This is a genomic window from Pseudooceanicola spongiae (assembly GCF_014899185.1).
In the GTDB taxonomy this organism is placed as follows: domain Bacteria; phylum Pseudomonadota; class Alphaproteobacteria; order Rhodobacterales; family Rhodobacteraceae; genus Pseudooceanicola; species Pseudooceanicola spongiae.
The window spans coordinates 1,598,880-1,617,869 of the sequence record NZ_CP045201.1; the positions used below are offsets into that span (position 1 = coordinate 1,598,880).

The following is an 18,990-nucleotide window of genomic DNA, read 5'->3' on the forward strand; positions in this document are numbered from 1 at the left end:
TGTGCGGTGAGGTTCAGTACCAATGCCCGAACGGCCCCGCAAGGTGATCGCACCGCCTCAGTCGACGCGGCGGCGCAGCCAGCGGCCCAGATCAACGATGGGCCAGCGCAACGCCGCCATCCCGGCCAGCAGGACGATCAGACCAGCCCAGGGACCGTGCTGCATGGTAACAAAACCAAGGATAGGGATGCCGACAGCGATCAGGATATAGGCGGGCGTCCAGTCATTGCGCTGGCGTGGCAGCATCGCCGCGATATTCGCCGCAAGACCCCAGATCAGCACGAGAGAGATCGATTCACTGATCATCCCAGCCCCTCCGACCGAGAAATCGCGGTACAGAGCTCACGTGGTGCCCAGCACCCCGGAAGTACACAGGCATATATGCGCAAGCGATCTGTCATGTCTGCTCCATGTTTTTTATCATCTGTTGCCGTTTTACAAAAGTAGTGCCAACCCCCTACCAGAACAAGGAAGTTTACAGAAGTTTACTCAAAATAATTCCTGTTATCCGTGTGTGGTGAGGTTGCGCAATCAATCTTTAGTTGCACACCACGAAGCCGGGCGGCAGAACTTGTCTGCCGCCACACGTGCGCTCGTGAAGGTCTTGTTACGGGCCGGTTTTAGACTGTTTCGGCCAGAAGCTCCGGCAACCGGTTCGCCCAGGCCGAGATGGTCCCCGCCCCGAGGCACACCACCATATCGCCGGGATGCGCCTGTTCGCGGACCAGCCGGACCAGATCATCCTCGGAGGTGATGGCCCGCGCATGACGATGACCATGGCGGATCAGCCCCGCTACAAGATCATCACGGCTGGCACCGGGAATAGGGTCCTCGCCCGCCGAATAGACCTCGGCGATGGCGACCACATCGGCCTCGTTGAAGCAGGCGCAGAAGTCATCAAACAGAGAATGCAGGCGCGAATAGCGATGCGGTTGGTGAACGGCAATGACCCGGCCCTCGGTCGCCTGACGCGCAGCTTTCAGCACGGCGGCAATCTCGACCGGGTGATGGCCGTAGTCGTCGATGATCGAGACGCCGTTCACCACGCCAACGCGGGTAAAGCGACGGTTGACGCCTGCAAAGCCCGCCAGAGCGCCGCGGATCTCCTCAGCCTTCATGCCGAGATGGCGCGCCACGGCAACCGCCGAGAGCGCGTTCGAGACGTTGTGATCGCCGGGCATCGGCAGGGTGCAATTGTCGATCCGCAGCCCCTCGGCCTGCAGCAGGATGTCGAAATGCGCCACGCCCGCCTTGTAGGTCAGGTTGACCGCACGAATATCGGCCTGCGCATTGAAGCCATATGTGACGACGCGGCGATCAGTGATCTTGCCGACAAGGCTCTGCACTTCGGGGTGGTCGGTGCAGCAGACCGCGATCCCGTAAAAGGGAATATTCGACACGAAGTCGAGGAAACCTTTGCGCAGGGCGTCGAAATCGCCCCAGTGGTCCATATGCTCGGGGTCGATATTGGTGACGATGGCGATGGTGGCGGGAAGACGGTTGAAGGTGCCGTCGCTCTCATCTGCCTCAACGACCATCCATTCGCCCAAGCCGACGCGCGCGTTCGAGCCATAGGCATGGATGACGCCGCCATTGATGACGGTCGGGTCCAGATTGCCGGCGTCGAGCAGGGTCGCGACCATCGTTGTGGTCGTGGTCTTGCCATGGGTTCCGGCGACGGCGACGTTGGACTTCAGGCGCATCAGCTCCGCCAGCATCTCGGCACGGCGCACCACGGGAAGACCGCGCTTGCGGGCCTCGTCCAGCTCGGCGTTGCCGGTCTTGATGGCCGAGGAAATCACGACAACCTGAGCGTTTTCAAGGTTGTCGGCGCTCTGCCCCTCGAACACCAGCGCGCCGAGGCTTTCCAGCCGTTCGGTGATCTTGGAGCGCTTCAGGTCACTGCCCTGCACGGTGTAGCCATGGTTCAGCAGTACCTCGGCGATGCCGGACATGCCGATACCGCCGATGCCGACGAAATGAATGGGGCCGACGTCTCCGGGCAGTTTTGTTGCGGCGTTCACATCAATGTCCTTTCTGTGCGCGGCCCGAGCGGGCATCACGCGTCAGAGTTTCGACCATGTCGGCAAGGGTCTCGGCCGCTTCGGGCTTGCCCACCGACAGGGCGGCGCGGGCCATGGCCTCGGCGCCTTCGGGATTGTCCAGCACCAGCGAAATCTGGGCGGCCAGAGTATCCGGTGTCATCTTGGTTTCGGGGATCATGATCGCGGCCCCCACGTCGACCAAACCACGCGCGTTGGCGCTTTGATGGTCAGCTGCCGCAGCGGCGAAGGGCACCAGAATGGCCGGACGCCCGATCACCGACAGATCCGCGATCGAGGACGCCCCGGAGCGCGTAATCACCAGCTGCGCTTCCGACATGCGGCGGGGGACATCATGAAAGAAGGGTTCGACATCGGCATCGATGCCGTTTTCGGCATAAAAGGTCGCCACGCGGTCGATATCTTCGGGGCGGGCCTGATGGCTGACACGGATGTTGTGCAACCGCTCCAGCGGCAGCGCGGCCATTGCGGCGGGCACCACATCCGACAGGATACGCGCGCCCTGCGAGCCGCCCATCACCAGAACCGACATCGGGTAATCACCGGGCGAGATATAGGCCGCCCCGGCGCGTTCGCGCACCGCTGAGCGGACCGGATTGCCGGTGTGAACGCCCTCGACGCCGTTCGGGAGGGTCGTGGGCCAGGTGCCACAGGCGACGCGATTGACACGCGTCGCAAAGACCTGATTGACACGCCCCAACACGCCGTTCTGTTCATGGATCATGCGAGGTTTCTTCAGCACATAGGCTGCGGCCATCGCGGGAATCGCCGGATATCCGCCAAAGCCGACCACCACAGAGGGGCGGTCGCGCATCATTCGGAACACCGCGCCAACCACACCCGCCGCGATGCGCAGCGGCACCATGGCCTTGGCGACCAGCCCGCCGCGCGCGAAGGTGGCAGAGGAGATCTGCTCGACTTCGACCTCCTTCGGAAAGCCGCCAGCGTAGCGTGCGCCGCGCGCATCCGTCGACAGTTTCACGCGCCAGCCACGGGCCAGCATCGCCTCGGCCAGGGCCTGAGCGGGGAACATATGCCCGCCGGTCCCCCCGGCTGCGATGATCAGGAGAGGTGCATCAAAATTCATTGTCTCTGCCCGCCTGAGGTTATCGGCCACGACCGGAGAGCAGGTCTCCGATCTCGCCCTGCGGACGGGTGCGGGTGAAGGCCAGCAGCATGCCGACGGCAATGCCCCCCGCGATCAGCGACGAGCCGCCATAGGACACGAAGGGCAAGGTCATGCCCTTGGCCGGCAGTAGGCGCACAGCGACGCCCATGTTGATCATCGCCTGAACGCCAAAGATCGCGGCAAGGCCGGTGCCAGCCAGACGGATGAACGGATCGCGTTCGCGCATCAGCCGGGTAAAGCTGCGCAGCACCACGGTGGCGTAGAGCGCGATGATGATCAGCACCAGCACCAGCCCGTATTCCTCGGCGGCGACGGCGATGATGAAATCGGTATGGGCGTCCGGCAGGCTCATCTTGACCTGACCTTCGCCGATGCCGACACCGAAAAAGCCGCCCTCACGAATAGCGTTGGCGGCATAGCCAAGCTGCGTGGTCGGGTCGACGTCCTGGCTGAGAAAGCCATCGATGCGGCGCGCGAAGTGCTCGGAGTTCTGGTAGGCCACCGTGCCGCCCAGGACCACCAAACCGGCGATCCCCGACAGCAACACAAGCGGAGCACCGGCCACGAAGTACATCACACCCCAGCCAAACAACACCAGACTGGCCTGACCGAAGTCGGGCTGCAGCACCAGCATGGTCACGATCGTGCCCATGAGGACAAAGGACAGCATGCGCCCGGGGGGGCCGTTGATCTCCTGCGCGGCGGCCATCATCCAGGCCGCGACGACGATGAACACGGGCTTGAGGAATTCCGACGGCTGCACCGAGGCAAAGCCCAGCGAATACCAGCGGATGGCCCCCTTGCCGAAATCGGTGCCCAGCACCGGCAGCAACGCCAGAGAGATGAAGGTGCCGATAAAGCCGATCACCGCGAGACGACGCACCATATGGGGCGTCATCATCGAACTGGCCATCATGGCCGCCATCGCCAGAATGCCGAAAAAGGCCTGACGCTGCACGTAGTAGAAGGGGGGAAGGTTGTTCCGCTCGGCCAGAGGCGGAGAGGCAGCAAAGCCCAGCAACAGCCCTACCCCGAACAATCCGAGGATACAGCTCAGCGTCAGCTTGTCGATCGTGCGCCACCACTTGGGAATTACCGGCTCGCCATCCCTCACAGGGATGGCGCCATACACCATCTCAGTCATTGTTTTCCGCCTGATGCCTCATTGTACCCCTTTAAGGGGAGCCCCTTTTCGGGGTCTGGCAACTAGTGTAGCCCGTTTTCGGCCTCAGGGCCAGTCAGAATGCCGTTCTGAGGGCGGATAAGTCAGGAATTCCAGACCTCTGACGCGGATCGGTGGACGGTCCTTGAGGTCCGAATTTCACCGGTTTTGCGCGGGCGATCTGATATGTATCGAAATATCCTCACGGCAAGCTGCACCCGACACAGCGACACCTGCGGCGGGCATTTTTCCAAAGACCGCCACTGGGGCGTTGGATTTCGGGAGATTTTGCCAAAGAATCGCACCTCTTTCCAAGGTCCAAAGGCCGGATTTGAGCGACTCTACAACCGAGGGACATTCTGATGCCGCCCCCCTGCCCCCAGCCAGCGGTGCAGGAGGATCGCTCGGATCGGAAGCTTGCCTTCAGCGATCAGCGGTTCAGCACATCGCCCCATTCCGCATGGCGGCGAAACTGCGCGGCGGCGAACGGACAGAGCGGCAGGATCTTGTGGCCGCGTGTGCGGGCGTCAGTCACCGCTCGCGTGACCAGCGCCACACCGACGCCCTGACCGCGAAAGGCCTCCGGCACGTCGGTGTGGTCGATGATGATCAGATGTTCCCCGGCACGGGAATAGGTCATCTCGGCCACGGCACCCTCGGCACGGTAGCTGTAGCTGCCCTTGGTTTCGGTGATCTCTTCAGTGATCTGGTCGTTGATATCGGTCATGGTCGCGGCTCCTGTTGCCCCAAAAGCGTGACGGCGCGTCGGGGCGCGGTCAAGCGCATTCCCACCCTTGCGCCGCGCGCCGCCTTCGCCCAAAGCAGAGCCATGGACTATGATGTTGTGATCCTTGGAGCCGGGGCTGCCGGCCTGATGTGCGCCGCCCATTGCGGCGGGCGTACCCTGTTGATCGACCACGCGAAAAAGCCGGGCGAGAAGATCCGCATTTCCGGTGGCGGGCGATGCAATTTCACCAACACCGACACGAGTGCGGTGAACTACCTCTCCTCCAACCCTCATTTCGCCAAATCAGCGCTGGCGCGCTACACGCCTTGGGATTTCGTCTCGCTGGTGTCCGAGCATGGCATCGCCTGGCACGAAAAGACGCTGGGGCAGTTGTTTTGCGACGACTCGGCGCAGCAAATCGTCGACATGATGACCGGACTTGTGGCAGCGGCAGGGGCCGAGCTGCGGCTTCAGACCAGTGCCTCAAGCATCGAGAAGGTTGAGGGCGGCTTTGCCCTGACCCAGTCGCGGGGCGAGCGCAGCCAGCGGATCACGACCACCGCACTGGTGCTTGCGACGGGCGGCAAATCGATCCCGAAGATGGGCGCCAGCGGCTTTGCCTATGATATCGCCCGACAATTCGGCCTGCCCCTGGTCGAGACGCGCCCTGCCCTGGTGCCCCTGACCTTTCCGGCAGAGCGGTTCGCGGGCCTCCCCGGCACTGCCTTGCCGACGCGGGTGACGGCGGGCGCGACCGGGTTTGACGAGGCGATGCTGTTCACCCACCGCGGGCTGTCGGGCCCGGCGATTCTGCAGGCGTCCTCATACTGGCAGGAGGGCGAGGAAATTCGCATCAACCTGACGCCGAGGATGGATGCCTTTGCGCGGCTACGTGGCCTGCGCACGGAGGTCGGGCGGCGCAGTCTGCACCGGGCGCTGGATGCGCTGATTCCGGCGAAACTGTCGGACCATCTGGCGGCGGACTGGCAGCTGACGGGCAACCTAGGGGATCAGTCGGACAAGGCGCTGGCGGATCTGGCGGGGCGTCTGAGCGAGTGGGTCCTGACGCCTGCGGGCAGTGAAGGCTATCGTACCGCCGAGGTCACGCTGGGCGGGATTTCCACCGATGCGCTGTCGTCAAAAGACATGCAGGCCAAGGACTTGCCAGGTCTTTATGCGATTGGCGAATGCGTTGATGTCACCGGATGGCTCGGCGGCTACAACTTTCAGTGGGCCTGGGCGAGCGGGATGGCAGCGGCCCGGAGCTTGCGCGCGGGCCACTGAGAGTGCGTGTCAGGCGGGCGCTTCACCCAGCAAGTCTTTGATAATACTCACGAAATCATCGCCGCGCTGCTCAAAGCTGTTGTATTGGTCAAAGCTGGCTGCAGCGGGGGCGAGCAGGATGGTGTCGCCGGGTTGCGCTTCTTCCCGGGCGCGGGCGACGGCGCGGGACATGTCGGTGCAGATCTCGGCCTCTATGCCCTTGAGCTGCATGGCAAAATGCGCGGCCTCGCGGCCGATGACATAGGCTTTGACGACGTTGCCCGACGCCTCGAGCAGCGGCGCGAGGCCGCCTTCTTTCTCAAGCCCGCCACAAATCCAGCGGATATTCGGGAAAGCGCGCAACGCCTGTTTCGCACTATCCACGTTTGTGGCTTTGCTATCGTTGACATAGCGCACGCCGCCGGCCTCGGCGATGGTCTGGCTGCGATGGGGAAGACCCGCAAAGCTTTGAAAAGCCCCCTCAATCTGGCGCGGAGAGAAGCCGAGCGTGCGCGCCACGGCATAGGCGGCGCAGGCGTTCTGGTGGTTGTGCGCACCGGGCAGACCGGGGACGGCACGCAGGTCGATGGTGCCGATCTGGCGGCCCTTGCGATATTCCGAGAGAAACCCCTTGCGGGCGAAGACCGACCAGCCGGGACCTGTCAGCTTGCGACCGGAAGAGATTGAAATCACACGATCATCCGCCGGGCTCTGGGCCAGCTGGTTCGCCAGCATCTGGCCCTCGACCTCGTCAACGCCGATGATGCAACGGTCGGGGCCGCCTTCCGCAAACAGCCGCCGCTTGGCCGCGAAATAACCGCCCAAACCGCCGTGGCGATCCAGGTGATCGGGAGAAAGGTTTGTAAAAACAGCAACATCCGGGGTGAGGGAGCGGGCCAGCTCGGTCTGGTAGGAGGACAACTCCAGCACCACGATGCCGCCATCTTCGGGGGGCGTGATGTCGAGGACGCCGCGCCCGATATTGCCCGCCAGCTGCACGTCGCGGCCGAACTCGGTCAGCAGATGCGCGATCAGCGCCGAGGTGGTGGATTTGCCGTTCGATCCGGTGACAGCGATGACGCGGGGCAGCTGGTCGAAACGGTCCCAGTCAGGCTCGGCCAGCGAGCGGAAGAACAAGCCGATGTCGTTGTCCACTGGCACCCCGGCGAGCAGTGCGGCGGCAATCGCCGGGTGCGGCTGGGGGTAGATATGCGGGATGCCGGGAGAGGTGACGAGGCAGGCTATGTCCTCGAAAGCATTGGGTTTTGTCAGATCCCGCAGGATGATCCCCTCGGCCTCGGCGATGTCGGAGGCATGGGGGCCATCGTCCCAGGCGACGACAGTGGCGCCGCCCGCCAGCAGGGCGCGCACGGTGGCCAGACCCGAGCGGCCAAGCCCCAGAACCGCGACTGCCTGACCTTCAAAACCCTGTACCGGAATCATGCGCTCTCTCCTGTCATGTTGGGCTGACCTTGCCCCCCGGGACGGGGAAGTTGCAAGGCGATGGCGGGGTTTGGCAGGGCAAAGCGGCGGAGCAGCGCGGGCCATGGTTAACAAGGCCGGAGGGCAAAATCGCGATGTCGGTATTTGGTCGGTATCTGAACGGTATCCGAACGGTGCGACATCGGGCCAGACCGCAGAGGTTAACGCGCCGGGAGAGGCCAAAAGGCCCCTGCCCGGCGGCAAGCGGTCAGCGCAGTTTCAGTGTCGCGAGGCCGATGATCGCGAGGATCAGCGAGATGATCCAGAAGCGGATGACGATCTGCGGCTCGGCCCAGCCCTTCTTCTCGTAGTGGTGATGGATCGGGGCCATCAGGAAGACGCGCTTGCCGGTGCGCTTGAAGTAGGCGACCTGAATGATGACCGAGAGAGCCTCGACCACGAACAACCCGCCGACGATGCCGAGGACGATCTCGTGTTTCGTGACCACGGCGATGGCACCAAGGGCGCCGCCGAGGCCGAGGCTGCCGGTGTCACCCATGAAGACGGCGGCGGGGGGGGCGTTGTACCACAGGAAGCCGAGACCGCCGCCGATCAGACCGGCGACGAAGATGATGATCTCGCCCGAGCCGGGGACGTAGTGCAGCCCGAGGTATTCGGTGTAGTCGACCCGGCCCACGGTATAGGCGATGATGCCAAGCGCGGCAGAGGCGATCATCACCGGCATGATGGCGAGGCCGTCGAGGCCGTCTGTCAGGTTCACGGCATTGGCCGAGCCGACGATGACGAACATGGCGAAGGGGATGAAGCCGTAGCTGAGGTTGACCAGCACGTTCTTGAACACCGGCAGCGCCAGTTCATACTGCAGTTCGGCAGGTTGCAGCCATGTCGCCCAGAGGCTGGCGACCAGAGCCACGGCAAAGCCGATGGCAAGGCGCACCTTGCCCGAGACGCCTGCGGTGGTCTGCTTGGAGACCTTGGCATAATCGTCGGCAAAGCCGATGGCAGCGAAGGAGAGCGTGACGAACAGCACCAGCCAAACCAGTGGATTGTCGAGCCGCGCCCAGAGCAGGGTCGAAGTGACCAGCGCCCCGACGATCAGCAGCCCGCCCATGGTCGGCGTGCCAGCCTTGAGCAGGTGAGTCTGCGGGCCGTCTTCGCGAATCGGCTGGCCCTTGCCCTGACTGCGGCGCAACACGTTGATCAGCGGCGGCCCGAACAGGAAGCCGAAAATCAGCGCGGTCATGAAGGCGCCACCGGCGCGGAAGGTGATGTAGCGGAACAGGTTGAAGATGTCGCCGCCATCCGAAAGGGCCGTCAGCCAATACAACATCTTGTCAGTCCTTAGTTTGGTAACACTTAATCGTCGGCGAGATGGCTGAGTTTTCGCAAGGCGTCAACGACTAGTGACACGCGCGAGCCCTTGGAGCCCTTTATGAGCACGACATCGCCTGCGTCGACCAGTCGCAGCGGCTCTGCGGCCAGCTTGTCGACCTTTTTGAAGAATCGCCCGCGCTTGTGATCGGGCAGTGCGTCGTAAAGGCTCTGCATCCTCGGGCCGACGCAATGCACCAGATCGATGTTGTCCATCGCGGGCAGATCAGCGAGGGCGCGGTGCATCTCCATCTCGTTGGGGCCAAGCTCCAGCATCTCGCCCAGAATGGCGATGCGGCGGCCATGGGCGTGACGGCCAAGGTTGTCGCGCGGGTCCGAAGCGGCCAGCACATCCAGCGCCGCGCCCATCGAGGCGGGGTTGGCGTTGAAGGCATCGTCGATGAGTTCAAATGACAGCGCCCGGTCGAGCGGATCGAGGATGCGCTTCTGGCGCAGCCCCCGGCCCGCAGGCGGGGTCCAGCGGCCAATATCGGCCAGCGCCAGCGCGCGGTCGTGGCCCAGCACATGGGCGACGGCCAACACGGCGAGGCCGTTGAGCGCGAAGTGGTGCCCGGCGGCGGCGACCTTGTAGGTGATCGGGGTGCGCCAGGCGCGGGCGTGACAGACGAGGCAATCCTCGGCCAGCGTGACCTTGAGCAGGCGATGATGGCAGCCAGCAGATTCGCCGAAGGTCAGGATGCGCGCGCCGTGGGCCTGCGCCGCCGCGATCATCAGCGGGCTGGTCGACAGGTCGCCGTTGATGATGGCGGTGCCGCCCGGCTCAAGCCCTTCAAAGATCGTGGCTTTTTCGCGGGCGATACCCTCGATGGATTCGAACGCCTCAAGGTGGGCGGGGGCGATGGTGGTGATCAGCGCGATATGCGGGCGGGCGAGGCGCGCAAGCGGTGCGATCTCACCTGGGTGATTCATGCCGATCTCGATCACGGCGCATTGGGTGTCGCGCGGCATCCGCGCCAGCGTCAGGGGCACGCCCCAGTGGTTGTTATAGCTCGCCTCGGCGACATGGGTGCGGCGCTGGCTGGAGAGCACGTCGCGCAGCATTTCCTTGGTCGAGGTCTTGCCCGCCGAGCCGGTGACGGCGACGACACGGCCTGTCATGCGGTCACGGGCGGCGCGGCCCAGATCTTCGAGCGCCTGCAGCACGTCAGGCACAATCAGCAGCGGCGCGTCGGAGGCGACGCCTTCGGGGATATGGGTGACGAGGGCGGCGGCGGCCCCGGCCTCAAGCGCCTGCGCCACGAACTCATGCCCGTCGCGGGCGGCTTTCAGCGCGACGAACAGGTCGCCCTGCGCAATCGAGCGGGTGTCGATGGAGACGCCGGTGGCGCGCCAGTTGCCCTGCGCCTGCCCGCCGGTTGCGGTGGCGGCCTCAGCCGCGTGCCAGAGGGTCATGCGAGGCGTCCATCAAGTGCGGCAACGGCGACGGAGGATTGTTCCACGTCGTCAAAGGGATAGGTGGTCTGGCCGATGATCTGGCCGCTCTCGTGCCCCTTGCCTGCGACCAGCAGAGCGTCGCCGGGCCCGAGGGAATCAACGGCCCGCAGGATCGCCTCGGCGCGGTCGGCGACCTCGATGGCCTCGGGACAGCCGAGCATGACCGACGCACGAATGCTGGCGGGATCCTCGGAGCGCGGGTTATCATCGGTGACAAAGACCAGATCGGCGTTTTCAGCGGCGGCCTGCCCCATCAGCGGGCGCTTGGTGCGATCACGGTCGCCCCCTGCCCCGATGACGGCGACGATTCGGCCCATGACATGCGGGCGCAGCGCCTTGAGCGCGGTGGCCACGGCATCGGGCGTATGGGCGTAATCGACATAGACGGCGGCGCCATTGGCACGGGTCGCGGCCAGCTGCATGCGGCCGCGCACGCCGGTCAGCTGCGGCAGAACGTCGAAGACCTCATCCGGCGGCTCGCCCGTCAGAATTGCGAGGCCAGCGGCGACGAGGACGTTTTCCGCCTGAAATCCGCCGATCAGGTTCAGGTGGACCTGATATTCCTCGTCATTGAAGGCGACGCGCAGGATCTGGCCGTGCGGTTCAAACCGGCGCGCCATGATGCGCATTTCGGCGTCGCGGTGCATGCCGACGGTGAGCACGTCAATGCCGCGCATCTCTGCCGCTTCGGCCATGTCGGGGCCGCGCGCGCCGTCGATATTGATCACCGCATAGCCATCGGGCGGCAGGACGCGGGTGAAGAGACCGGCCTTGGCGGCGAAATATTCCTCGAACGAGGCGTGATAATCGAGGTGGTCCTGCGTCAGGTTGGTGAAGCCCGCGCCGCGCAGCATCACGCCATCAAGACGGCGTTGCGACAGACCGTGCGAGGAGGCCTCCATCGCGCAGCGGGTCACGCCGGCGGCGGCAGCCTGCGCCAGAATGCGGTGCAGGGTGATGGGTTCGGGCGTGGTGTGCGCCAGCGGATAGGTGAAATCGCCCTCGACCCCGGTGGTGCCGAGGTTGATCGCTTTGTTGCCCTGCGCCTGCCAGATTTGGCGCAGGAAGGTCGCAACGGAGGTCTTGCCGTTGGTGCCGGTGACGGCCGCGACAACGGCCGGCTGGGCACCGAACCAGAGTGCGGCGGCGCAGGCCAGCGCCTGACGTGGATCTTCGGCGATCACGAGGGCGGCGTCGGAGGCGGCCAGCTCACGCTCGGCCAGACGCGCCCCCTCGGCATCGGTCAGGATCGCGGCGGCGCCCATGCGCAGGGCGGTGGCAATAAAGGCCGCGCCATGGATCTTGGTGCCGGGCAAGGCGGCGAACAGAAACCCCGCTTCGATATCCCGGCTGTCGACCGCCAGGCCGCTGACCTGCGCCATTCGCCCGGCGCGGGCATGCAGCCCGAGTTGCGCGAGAGACTTGCTCTGCCCGCCTGAAACGCCATTCCGATCCGCCATACCCGCGCCTTTCCGGGCCATGCTGCCCGCCTCAGTTTGATGAGAGGGTTATATCAGCCACACGCTGGGGTTCAACGTATGGACGCAGGCCCAGAAGCGGGCCGATGCGGCGGATGATCTCGGCGGCGACGGGCACGGTGGTCCAGCCGGCCGTGCGGCGGTTTTCGCCGTAGATGAAGGTATAGGGCTCGTCCAGCATCACGATCAGGGTGTATTTCGGATCGCGGATCGGAAAGACCGAGGCGAAGGTAGAAATCGTCTTGTCCTCGTAATAACCGCCCGTCGGTCTCAGCTTGTTCGCCGAGCCGGTCTTGCCGCCAACGTCATAGCCGGGCACCTCGCCAAAGGACGCGGTGCCTTCGGTGACGACCTTGCGCAGCAGCTGGCGGGCAATCGCCGAGGTCGCCTCGCTCATCACGCGCTCGCCCTCTTGCGGGGCGGTCTGTTTCAGCAGCGTCGGTTTCAGCAGACGGCCGCCGTTGGCCACAGCGGCATAGGCGGTGGCCAGATGCAGCGGAGAGATCGACATGCCGTGACCATAGGACACGGTCATGGTGGTCAGGTCGGACCAGTTGGTCTGCCAGTTCGGCTTGGTCATCGCCGCCTCGGAGAGCTCAACCGGGGAGGGCACGAAGAAGCCGAGCTTGTGCAGGAACTGCTGCTGACGCTCGGCGCCGATCATCTGGGCGATGCGGGCGGTGCCGATGTTGGAGCTTTCGATCAGAATTTCGCTGACCGAGGCTTCCTTGCCGATGGGGTGGTCATCGTTGATGCGGAAACGGCCCCAGCGGATCGGGCCGCGGGTGTCGATCATCGTGTCGGGGGATACGAGGCCCAGCTCAAGCGCCTGACTGATGGTGAAAATCTTGAAGACCGAGCCGAGTTCGTAGATGCCCTGAATGGAGCGATCGAACAGCGGGCTGTCGTCGGGGTGGCCCGAGGTCGGCAGGTGCGGGCGGTCGTTGGGATCGAAATCGGGCAGCGAGGCCATGGAGATGATCTCGCCCGTGTGGACATCCATCAGGATCGCCGAGGCGCCCTTGGCGTGCATCAGCTTCATGCCGCCATCAAGCACCTGCTCCAGCGCCGCCTGCACGGTGAGGTCGAGCGAGAGCTGCAGCGGTTTGCCGCCATTCGCCGGATCGCGCAGTTCGGCGTCAAAGGAGTGTTCGATGCCGGCCGTGCCCTTGATCTCGGCGTAGCTGACGTCTTCGGTGCCGAAGGAGGTGCCGCCGAGGATATGCGCGGCGATCGGGCCATTGGGATAGAGGCGCATTTCGCGCGGGCCGAACAGCAGGCCGGGATCGCCGATGTCATGCACCGCCTGGCGCTGTTCGGGCGACATGGTGCGCCGGATCCAGTAGAATTTGCCGTTGCCGGTAAAGCGTTTTTCCAGCTTTGCCGCATCGAGTTCGGGAAAGATCTTGGCCAGTTCGCGCGCCGCATTCGCCGGATAGATCATCTGGTGCGGGTGGGCGTAGAGCGAATAGGTCTCCATGTTGGTGGCGAGGATGCGCCCGTCACGGTCAAGAATATCACCGCGTTGCGCCACGATTCCGGCGCCACGGGCCGAAGCGCGCGGCTCGGCCGGGGTCGAGGAAGCCATCGTGCCCATACGCGCGCCGACCGTGACAAAAGCACAGACGAAGGCGAGGCCGAGCACCAGAAGGCGCCCCTCGGCACGGGCGCGCGAACGGTCGCGCATCGCCTCATGGCGCAGGCGCAGGTTCTCACGTTCGATCGCGTCGGGGTTTTCGCCCTTGGCGCGGGCTTGCAGGATACGGGCCAGAGGGCGCAGCGGGATACGGGTCATGACAGATCAGCCCCCGAGAGCTTCGGCAAGAGCGCGGGCAATCGCGTCCTTGCTGACATGGGCGGCAGGGGCTTGGGCTTCGGGCTTTTTCGCCTCGGCGACGGCTTTCGGCGCGACTTTGACGGCAGCCGGTTTTGCGGCCGGTTTCGGGGCTGGTTTCGGGGCGACCGTGGCTGCGGGCACGTCGGTGACCTGATCCGCAGGGCGGTTCATCGTCGAGACGTCGACGGGTTCGTTGAACACCAGCGGCAGGTCGGGCACCGGATAGCGCACCTGCGTGACCTTGCCGAACTGCGACGGATCAATGGGTTGCAGCTTGAGGTTGGTGAAGTTCATCTCCGCCAGCTCACGCAGGCGGTCGGGACGGTTCAGATAAGCCCACTCGGCGCGCAGCATCGACAGGCGCGCCCGCGAGGCCATGATGCGGTTCTGCAACCGCTCGGCCTGATCCAGCGCGGCCTGCGTCTGGTAATTTTCCCGATACGCCCAGAAGGCAAGACCGATCACGGCCATGGCGCTGAGCACATAAAGCAATGATTTCACCGGCGTTTCCCTCTGTTTGTGTTGGTATCATCACGCCCGGGTTTCGGCGCGCCGGGCATCCCGAGCATGGCGCGGTCGACCTCTTCGGAGGGCGCGTCGGTGCGAAAGCCCACCCGCAGATGCGCCGAGCGCGAGCGGGGGTTGAGCGAGAGTTCTTCTTCGTCCGCGCTGATCCCCTTGCGGGTCTTCTGGGTGAAGGCGGGCACCTCCTCCTCCAGCGCGGGGGCGTAGCGATTGGCATTGCCGGTGGTACCGGAGCGCAGCTGGAAGAAGCGTTTCACCATGCGGTCTTCGATGGAGTGGAAGGTCACGACAGCCAGCGCGCCACCGGGTTTCAGGGCGCGCTCAGCCGCCATCAGGCCGGTAGCGAGGGCACCGTATTCGTCGTTCACCGCGATGCGCAGGCCCTGAAAGGTGCGTGTCGCCGGGTGGCTCTGACCGGGTTTGGAGCGCGGCAGGCAGCCCTCGACGATCTTCGCCAGACGGGCGGTGTTGGTGATCGGCTCGACCTCGCGCTCGCGCACGATGGTCTTGGCGATGCGGCGCGAGGCGCGCTCCTCGCCATAGAGATAAATGAGGTCGGCCAGCTCGGCCTCTTCCAGATCATTGACCAGATCGGCGGCAGAGGTGCCGGACTGGCTCATCCGCATGTCGAGCGGTCCGTCGCGCATGAAGGAAAAGCCACGCTCGGCCAGGTCCAGCTGCATCGAGCTGACGCCGAGGTCGAGGACGATGCCATCAAGGCCGCCATCGGTATGGGCTTCGGCAATCTTGTCGAGGTTTGCAAAGTTGTCCTGCAGCAGTTGCAAACGTCCGTCGTAGTCACCGATCCAGGCTTGCGCCATCTCGATCGCCAGCGGGTCCTGATCAATGCCGATGACACGTTCGGCGCCAGCCTCGATCAGACCACGGGCATAGCCCCCTGCCCCGAAGGTGCCATCGGCCCAGACGCCCTGCACCGGCGCAACCGCCTTGAGCAGCGGGCGCAGCAGCACCGGAATGTGCGGCGCATCAGATTTGGCGGGTCTTTCGGCCATAACTCAGAGACCTCCTGCAAGGGGGGCGGTCAGGCCGCGCAATTCGTCAAGGATGGCGTCGGGATCGAAGGCTGGCTCATCTTCTTCCAGCGCCGCGGTCTCGGCGGCGACGACATCGGCGTAGGCGGTCGGGTTCCAGATGCGGAAGGTCTTGCCACAGCCCGCAAACATCACGGCATCGCCCAGGGCGACGCCCAGCTTGGTGCGGAGTTTGGCGGGAAGGACGATCCGGCCCGTGTCATCAATGGAGAAATCCAGAGACTCGGTCAGAAAGTTGCGCACCATGGTCTTGGCGCGAACACCGGCACTAGGCATGCGGTCGATCAGTTCCTCGACCTCGCTCATCGTGTCGACGGAATAGCATTCAATGTGGTTGGTGAGGTGGGAGCCGTAGACAATCGTCATGCCGACGCTCTTGCCCTCGGTCCAGTCGGGATCCTGCGATTCAAGAACACGGCGGAAGTTGGCCGGGATGGACACCCTGCCCTTGGAGTCAATCTTGAGCTCCTCTTCGCCTTTGAACCTCTTGATACGCAAGGTTCGCCCCAACCTTTACTGCATCCCCCGTGACGCCTGATGCCAGAATGGCGACCCTGAAACGGAAAACGGCGGATAGGAGCTGCTGCCACTGCCCTATCCGCCGCCCTCGTCCCGTTTCCGGGTATGTCCGACTGCGCGCGGCCACCTGGGGGGATGTCTGCTCGCCCCGCACGCCGGATCTCTTTGGTTTGATGAAAGCGGGTGCCTGTACTACTCACTGCCTTGGGAAGTCGTTTTATGAGGTCTTGTGCCTCTTAATTTCCCGTCCTCATCTTGTGATCCATGGATGCCATGGGCCAGCGTGGGACGCAAATGGTTTTTTTGGGATCAGATGGGAAGATCTGGTTTTTGACGCCTCTGAAAAACAAGATGTAGAGGCTTTTTGGCATCAACTCGGGCGCCAATTAGCGTGCTATTTTCAGAAAAACACCACATGTGGTGTTTTTAGAGTCCTTCCCCCACCGAGCCCCGCGCCTGGAAACGCGCTGAAAAAAATCGCGCCTGTCACGCAGAAGCCATGGAACCGGCAAGGTTCAGCGGATGAAATGGGCCAGAAGCACCCGGTTTCGGCCATCTTCCGCCCCTCACGCGCCTGTGATTCGCCGAGAGCAGAGCTGCGACATGTCGTTCAGATGGACGCATCCCATCTGATCCCACATCACCCAGCAAAAACCGCCTGATCCTCGGGTTTGGCCGGTTTTCCAGCGGCCCGGCGCGAGGGGCCAGCGCAAATCAGCCCCCCGCATACAGAAATCGGCGGAGCATGCCCCGCCGATCCCAGACCGTCCCAATCGCGTTGCTGGTGCTAGAACAGCCCCGTTGCAATCATCCGCCGCGCCAGATCCGCATAGGCTTGGGCCTGTGCGCCCTCGCCCGCCGCAATCGGCGTGCCGCCGTCGCCGGCCAGCCGGGTGTCGAGGTCGAGCGGCAGGGTGCCAAGCAGAGGCACGCCCGTCTTCTCGGCCTCGGCCGCAACGCCGCCCTGACCGAAGGGATGCGATTCGCCGCCGCAATGGGGGCAGATGAAGGTCGACATGTTCTCGATCAGCCCAAGGATCGGCGTCTTGAGGGTATGGAACATGTCGATGGCCTTGCGCGCATCGATCAGCGCCACGTCCTGAGGGGTCGAGACGATGATGGCGCCGCTCACCTCGGCCCGCTGGCACAATGTCAGCTGCACATCACCGGTGCCGGGAGGCAGATCGACCAGCAGCACGTCAAGCTCGCCCCAGTTCACCTGGCCGATCATCTGCTGCACGGCCCCCATCAGCATCGGCCCACGCCAGACGACGGCCTTGCCCTCGTCCATCATCAGGCCAATCGACATCATGGTGACGCCGTGCAGATGCAAAGGCTCGATCACCTTGCCGTCGGCAGAGGCGGCGCGCTTGGTCGCCCCCATCATGCGCGGCTGCGAGGGGCCATAGATATCGGCGTCCAGCAGACCGACCCGCCGCCCCTGCCGGGCCAGCGCCACGGCGAGGTTGGAGGAGACGGTCGACTTGCCAACGCCGCCCTTGCCCGAACCGATGGCAATGATGTGCTTGATGCCCGCGGGCTTGAGCGGCGCGGTCTGTGGCTTGGGATGACCGCCGATCTTGAGGCTGGGCGGCTGCTCCGAGGGCGCGGGCGGCGCGGCGGGCGCTTTCTGCGACGGTCCGTGCGCGGTCAGAATTGCGCTGGCACGGGCCACGCCGGGCAGTGCGGCCACGAGGTTTTCCGCGGCGGCACGGATGGCATCCATCTTGCGCGCCGTCTCTGGATCGGGCGCCTCAATGACAAAGCGCACCGTGTCACCCTCGACCGTCAGCGCGCGGATCATGTCGCGCGAGACGAGATTGCCGCCGTCCGGCAGAGAAAGACGTTCGAGTTCGATTAAAATTTCATCACGTGTGACGGGCAAGGCAGTCTCCTTCAGTATGCCCTGCATAGGTGCGTATTTTGAACGGCGCAGCAAGGGCAGCGGGCTGTTTTCACCCATTTCCCCCGCTCACAGGACGTTTGAACGCATATGACCCGGGGTTGTCATGGTTTCGTTAACTTTAGGTCAATGCTTCTTATGCACTTTCTGCATAGCGGCGTTGAGCAACCGGCCATTGTGCAAGCGCAGCAAAACAGTAAATTGGGTTCAACAGCGACGGGCTTGAACGAAACGACACCGCAAGCCGCCGCCCCCGAAGTTACGAGACGAAAGGTTTTAGTAAGATGGCAATGGTATCAGACATTCACGGCAAATCCGCAGCTGGCCGCGCACAAGGCAACCTGGTCTCCCGTTTGATCAGCGCAGTGACCGAGCGTCAGTCCCGCTTCTGGACATACCGCAATTGCGTCAACGAACTGTCGGCCCTGAGCAACCGCGAACTGCGTGACCTCGGCCTGCACCGTTCGCAGATCCGCTCGATTGCTTACGAAGAAGCCTACCGCAAAGCGGCATAAGTTTTCCGAGATCAGCGGCCCTCTCCTCCTCCCTGGGCCACTGAAACCAGCGGCGATATCTCTCCTCCTCCCTGATATCGCCGCACCTATCCCCGAAGCAGGGTGACGCTTCGCAAGAATTCGCGGCTCTCTCCTCCTCCCTGGGCCGCGATGCCAAGACCGACCGAGCCTCTCCTCCTCCCTGGCTCGGTCGGGCACTGGCAAACAGATCGGTCGCCCCTCCTCCTCCCTGGGCGATCGTGACACACCGGTGATGCCTCTCCTCCTCCCTGGCATCACCGGCCCCATCCCCGGAGCAGGGTTACGCTCCGCAAAGAATTCGCGGCTCTATCCTCCTCCCGGAGCCGTGATGCCAAGACCGACCGAGCCTCTCCTCCTCCCTGGCTCGGTCGGACTTTCGGCAAGAGATCGATCGCCCCTCCTCCTCCCTGGGTGATCGTAAAATGAACCGCGGTGCCTCTCCTCCTCCCTGGCATCGCGGTTTTTTTATTTTCAGATCATGAATATAGGGCTCTGCCCTCTGGCGCCTGCGGCGCCATTCACCTGAA

At 64.0% G+C, this 18,990-nt stretch carries 16 protein-coding genes; 2 read left to right on the forward strand and 14 right to left on the reverse strand.

Going from position 1 to position 18,990, the window contains the following annotated elements:
* Nucleotides 1-57: 57 nt before the first annotated feature.
* From F3W81_RS07630 to F3W81_RS07650, 5 genes are all read right to left on the reverse strand, one after another.
* The gene (locus F3W81_RS07630; RefSeq protein WP_193083707.1) at nt 58-303 is read right to left on the reverse strand and encodes a DUF2484 family protein; all 246 of its coding nucleotides are present in this window, start codon (nt 301-303) and stop codon (nt 58-60) included.
* A 317-nt stretch (nt 304-620) separates the two neighbouring features.
* A complete protein-coding gene (murC, locus tag F3W81_RS07635; RefSeq protein WP_193083016.1) occupies nt 621-2,024 on the reverse strand; it encodes a UDP-N-acetylmuramate--L-alanine ligase in 1,404 nt (467 codons plus the stop codon).
* A gap of 1 nt (nt 2,025) precedes the next feature.
* Nucleotides 2,026-3,150: an undecaprenyldiphospho-muramoylpentapeptide beta-N-acetylglucosaminyltransferase gene (gene murG / locus F3W81_RS07640; RefSeq protein ID WP_193083017.1), complete on the reverse strand. Its 1,125-nt coding sequence runs from the start codon at nt 3,148-3,150 to the stop codon at nt 2,026-2,028.
* 19 nt (nt 3,151-3,169) lie between these two features.
* Nucleotides 3,170-4,336, reverse strand: coding sequence for a putative lipid II flippase FtsW (gene ftsW / locus F3W81_RS07645; protein ID WP_193083018.1), 1,167 nt, complete (start codon nt 4,334-4,336; stop codon nt 3,170-3,172).
* A gap of 448 nt (nt 4,337-4,784) precedes the next feature.
* On the reverse strand, nt 4,785-5,081 hold the full coding sequence (locus tag F3W81_RS07650) for a GNAT family N-acetyltransferase (RefSeq protein WP_193083019.1): 297 nt from the start codon (nt 5,079-5,081) through the stop codon (nt 4,785-4,787).
* A 102-nt stretch (nt 5,082-5,183) separates the two neighbouring features.
* Here F3W81_RS07650 and F3W81_RS07655 point away from each other — a divergent pair, with 102 nt between their 5' ends.
* A complete protein-coding gene (locus tag F3W81_RS07655; RefSeq protein WP_193083020.1) occupies nt 5,184-6,365 on the forward strand; it encodes a BaiN/RdsA family NAD(P)/FAD-dependent oxidoreductase in 1,182 nt (393 codons plus the stop codon).
* A gap of 9 nt (nt 6,366-6,374) precedes the next feature.
* Here the strand turns inward: F3W81_RS07655 and murD are convergent, their stop codons facing one another.
* The 9 genes from murD to F3W81_RS07700 form a co-directional block, all read right to left on the reverse strand.
* The gene (gene murD / locus F3W81_RS07660; protein WP_193083021.1) at nt 6,375-7,787 is read right to left on the reverse strand and encodes a UDP-N-acetylmuramoyl-L-alanine--D-glutamate ligase; all 1,413 of its coding nucleotides are present in this window, start codon (nt 7,785-7,787) and stop codon (nt 6,375-6,377) included.
* A gap of 247 nt (nt 7,788-8,034) precedes the next feature.
* A complete protein-coding gene (gene mraY, locus F3W81_RS07665; protein ID WP_193083022.1) occupies nt 8,035-9,117 on the reverse strand; it encodes a phospho-N-acetylmuramoyl-pentapeptide-transferase in 1,083 nt (360 codons plus the stop codon).
* Between the two features lie 26 nt (nt 9,118-9,143).
* Nucleotides 9,144-10,571 carry a UDP-N-acetylmuramoyl-tripeptide--D-alanyl-D-alanine ligase gene (locus tag F3W81_RS07670; protein WP_193083023.1) on the reverse strand — a complete coding sequence of 476 codons (1,428 nt, stop codon included), beginning with the start codon at nt 10,569-10,571 and terminating at the stop codon, nt 9,144-9,146.
* Nucleotides 10,568-12,094: a UDP-N-acetylmuramoyl-L-alanyl-D-glutamate--2,6-diaminopimelate ligase gene (locus tag F3W81_RS07675; protein WP_226941905.1), complete on the reverse strand. Its 1,527-nt coding sequence runs from the start codon at nt 12,092-12,094 to the stop codon at nt 10,568-10,570. The genes F3W81_RS07670 and F3W81_RS07675 overlap by 4 nt, the downstream gene beginning before the upstream one ends.
* A 10-nt stretch (nt 12,095-12,104) precedes the next feature.
* The gene (locus F3W81_RS07680) at nt 12,105-13,886 is read right to left on the reverse strand and encodes a peptidoglycan D,D-transpeptidase FtsI family protein (protein ID WP_193083024.1); all 1,782 of its coding nucleotides are present in this window, start codon (nt 13,884-13,886) and stop codon (nt 12,105-12,107) included.
* A gap of 6 nt (nt 13,887-13,892) precedes the next feature.
* Nucleotides 13,893-14,429 carry a cell division protein FtsL gene (gene ftsL / locus F3W81_RS21080; protein ID WP_319022302.1) on the reverse strand — a complete coding sequence of 179 codons (537 nt, stop codon included), beginning with the start codon at nt 14,427-14,429 and terminating at the stop codon, nt 13,893-13,895.
* Nucleotides 14,426-15,466 (reverse strand): 16S rRNA (cytosine(1402)-N(4))-methyltransferase RsmH, encoded by a 1,041-nt coding sequence (rsmH, locus tag F3W81_RS07690; RefSeq protein WP_193083025.1) that lies wholly within the window; start codon nt 15,464-15,466, stop codon nt 14,426-14,428. The genes ftsL and rsmH overlap by 4 nt, the downstream gene beginning before the upstream one ends.
* Nucleotides 15,467-15,469: 3 nt before the next feature.
* Nucleotides 15,470-16,003, reverse strand: a complete 534-nt coding sequence (locus tag F3W81_RS07695) for a division/cell wall cluster transcriptional repressor MraZ (RefSeq protein ID WP_193083026.1) — start codon at nt 16,001-16,003, stop codon at nt 15,470-15,472.
* 808 nt (nt 16,004-16,811) lie between these two features.
* Nucleotides 16,812-17,909 carry an Mrp/NBP35 family ATP-binding protein gene (locus F3W81_RS07700; RefSeq protein WP_226941906.1) on the reverse strand — a complete coding sequence of 366 codons (1,098 nt, stop codon included), beginning with the start codon at nt 17,907-17,909 and terminating at the stop codon, nt 16,812-16,814.
* 302 nt (nt 17,910-18,211) lie between these two features.
* On the opposite strand from F3W81_RS07700, the gene F3W81_RS07705 reads away from it, so the two are divergent.
* Entirely contained in the window at nt 18,212-18,442 is a 231-nt protein-coding gene (locus F3W81_RS07705; RefSeq protein WP_193083028.1) for a DUF1127 domain-containing protein, read from the forward strand.
* Nucleotides 18,443-18,990: the final 548 nt, after the last annotated feature.

Bases quoted from the DNA above. Each gene is read 5' to 3' on its own strand.
- murD (WP_193083021.1), bottom strand. From the start codon at position 7,787: ATGATTCCGGTACAGGGTTTTGAAGGTCAGGCAGTCGCGGTTCTGGGG.
- murG (WP_193083017.1), bottom strand. From the start codon at position 3,150: ATGAATTTTGATGCACCTCTCCTGATCATCGCAGCCGGGGGGACCGGC.
- F3W81_RS07670 (WP_193083023.1), bottom strand. From the start codon at position 10,571: ATGACCCTCTGGCACGCGGCTGAGGCCGCCACCGCAACCGGCGGGCAG.
- ftsW (WP_193083018.1), bottom strand. From the start codon at position 4,336: ATGACTGAGATGGTGTATGGCGCCATCCCTGTGAGGGATGGCGAGCCG.
- F3W81_RS07650 (WP_193083019.1), bottom strand. From the start codon at position 5,081: ATGACCGATATCAACGACCAGATCACTGAAGAGATCACCGAAACCAAG.
- rsmH (WP_193083025.1), bottom strand. From the start codon at position 15,466: ATGGCCGAAAGACCCGCCAAATCTGATGCGCCGCACATTCCGGTGCTG.
- F3W81_RS07655 (WP_193083020.1), top strand. From the start codon at position 5,184: ATGGACTATGATGTTGTGATCCTTGGAGCCGGGGCTGCCGGCCTGATG.
- F3W81_RS07675 (WP_226941905.1), bottom strand. From the start codon at position 12,094: ATGGCCCGGAAAGGCGCGGGTATGGCGGATCGGAATGGCGTTTCAGGC.
- F3W81_RS07680 (WP_193083024.1), bottom strand. From the start codon at position 13,886: ATGACCCGTATCCCGCTGCGCCCTCTGGCCCGTATCCTGCAAGCCCGC.
- mraY (WP_193083022.1), bottom strand. From the start codon at position 9,117: ATGTTGTATTGGCTGACGGCCCTTTCGGATGGCGGCGACATCTTCAAC.
- F3W81_RS07705 (WP_193083028.1), top strand. From the start codon at position 18,212: ATGGCAATGGTATCAGACATTCACGGCAAATCCGCAGCTGGCCGCGCA.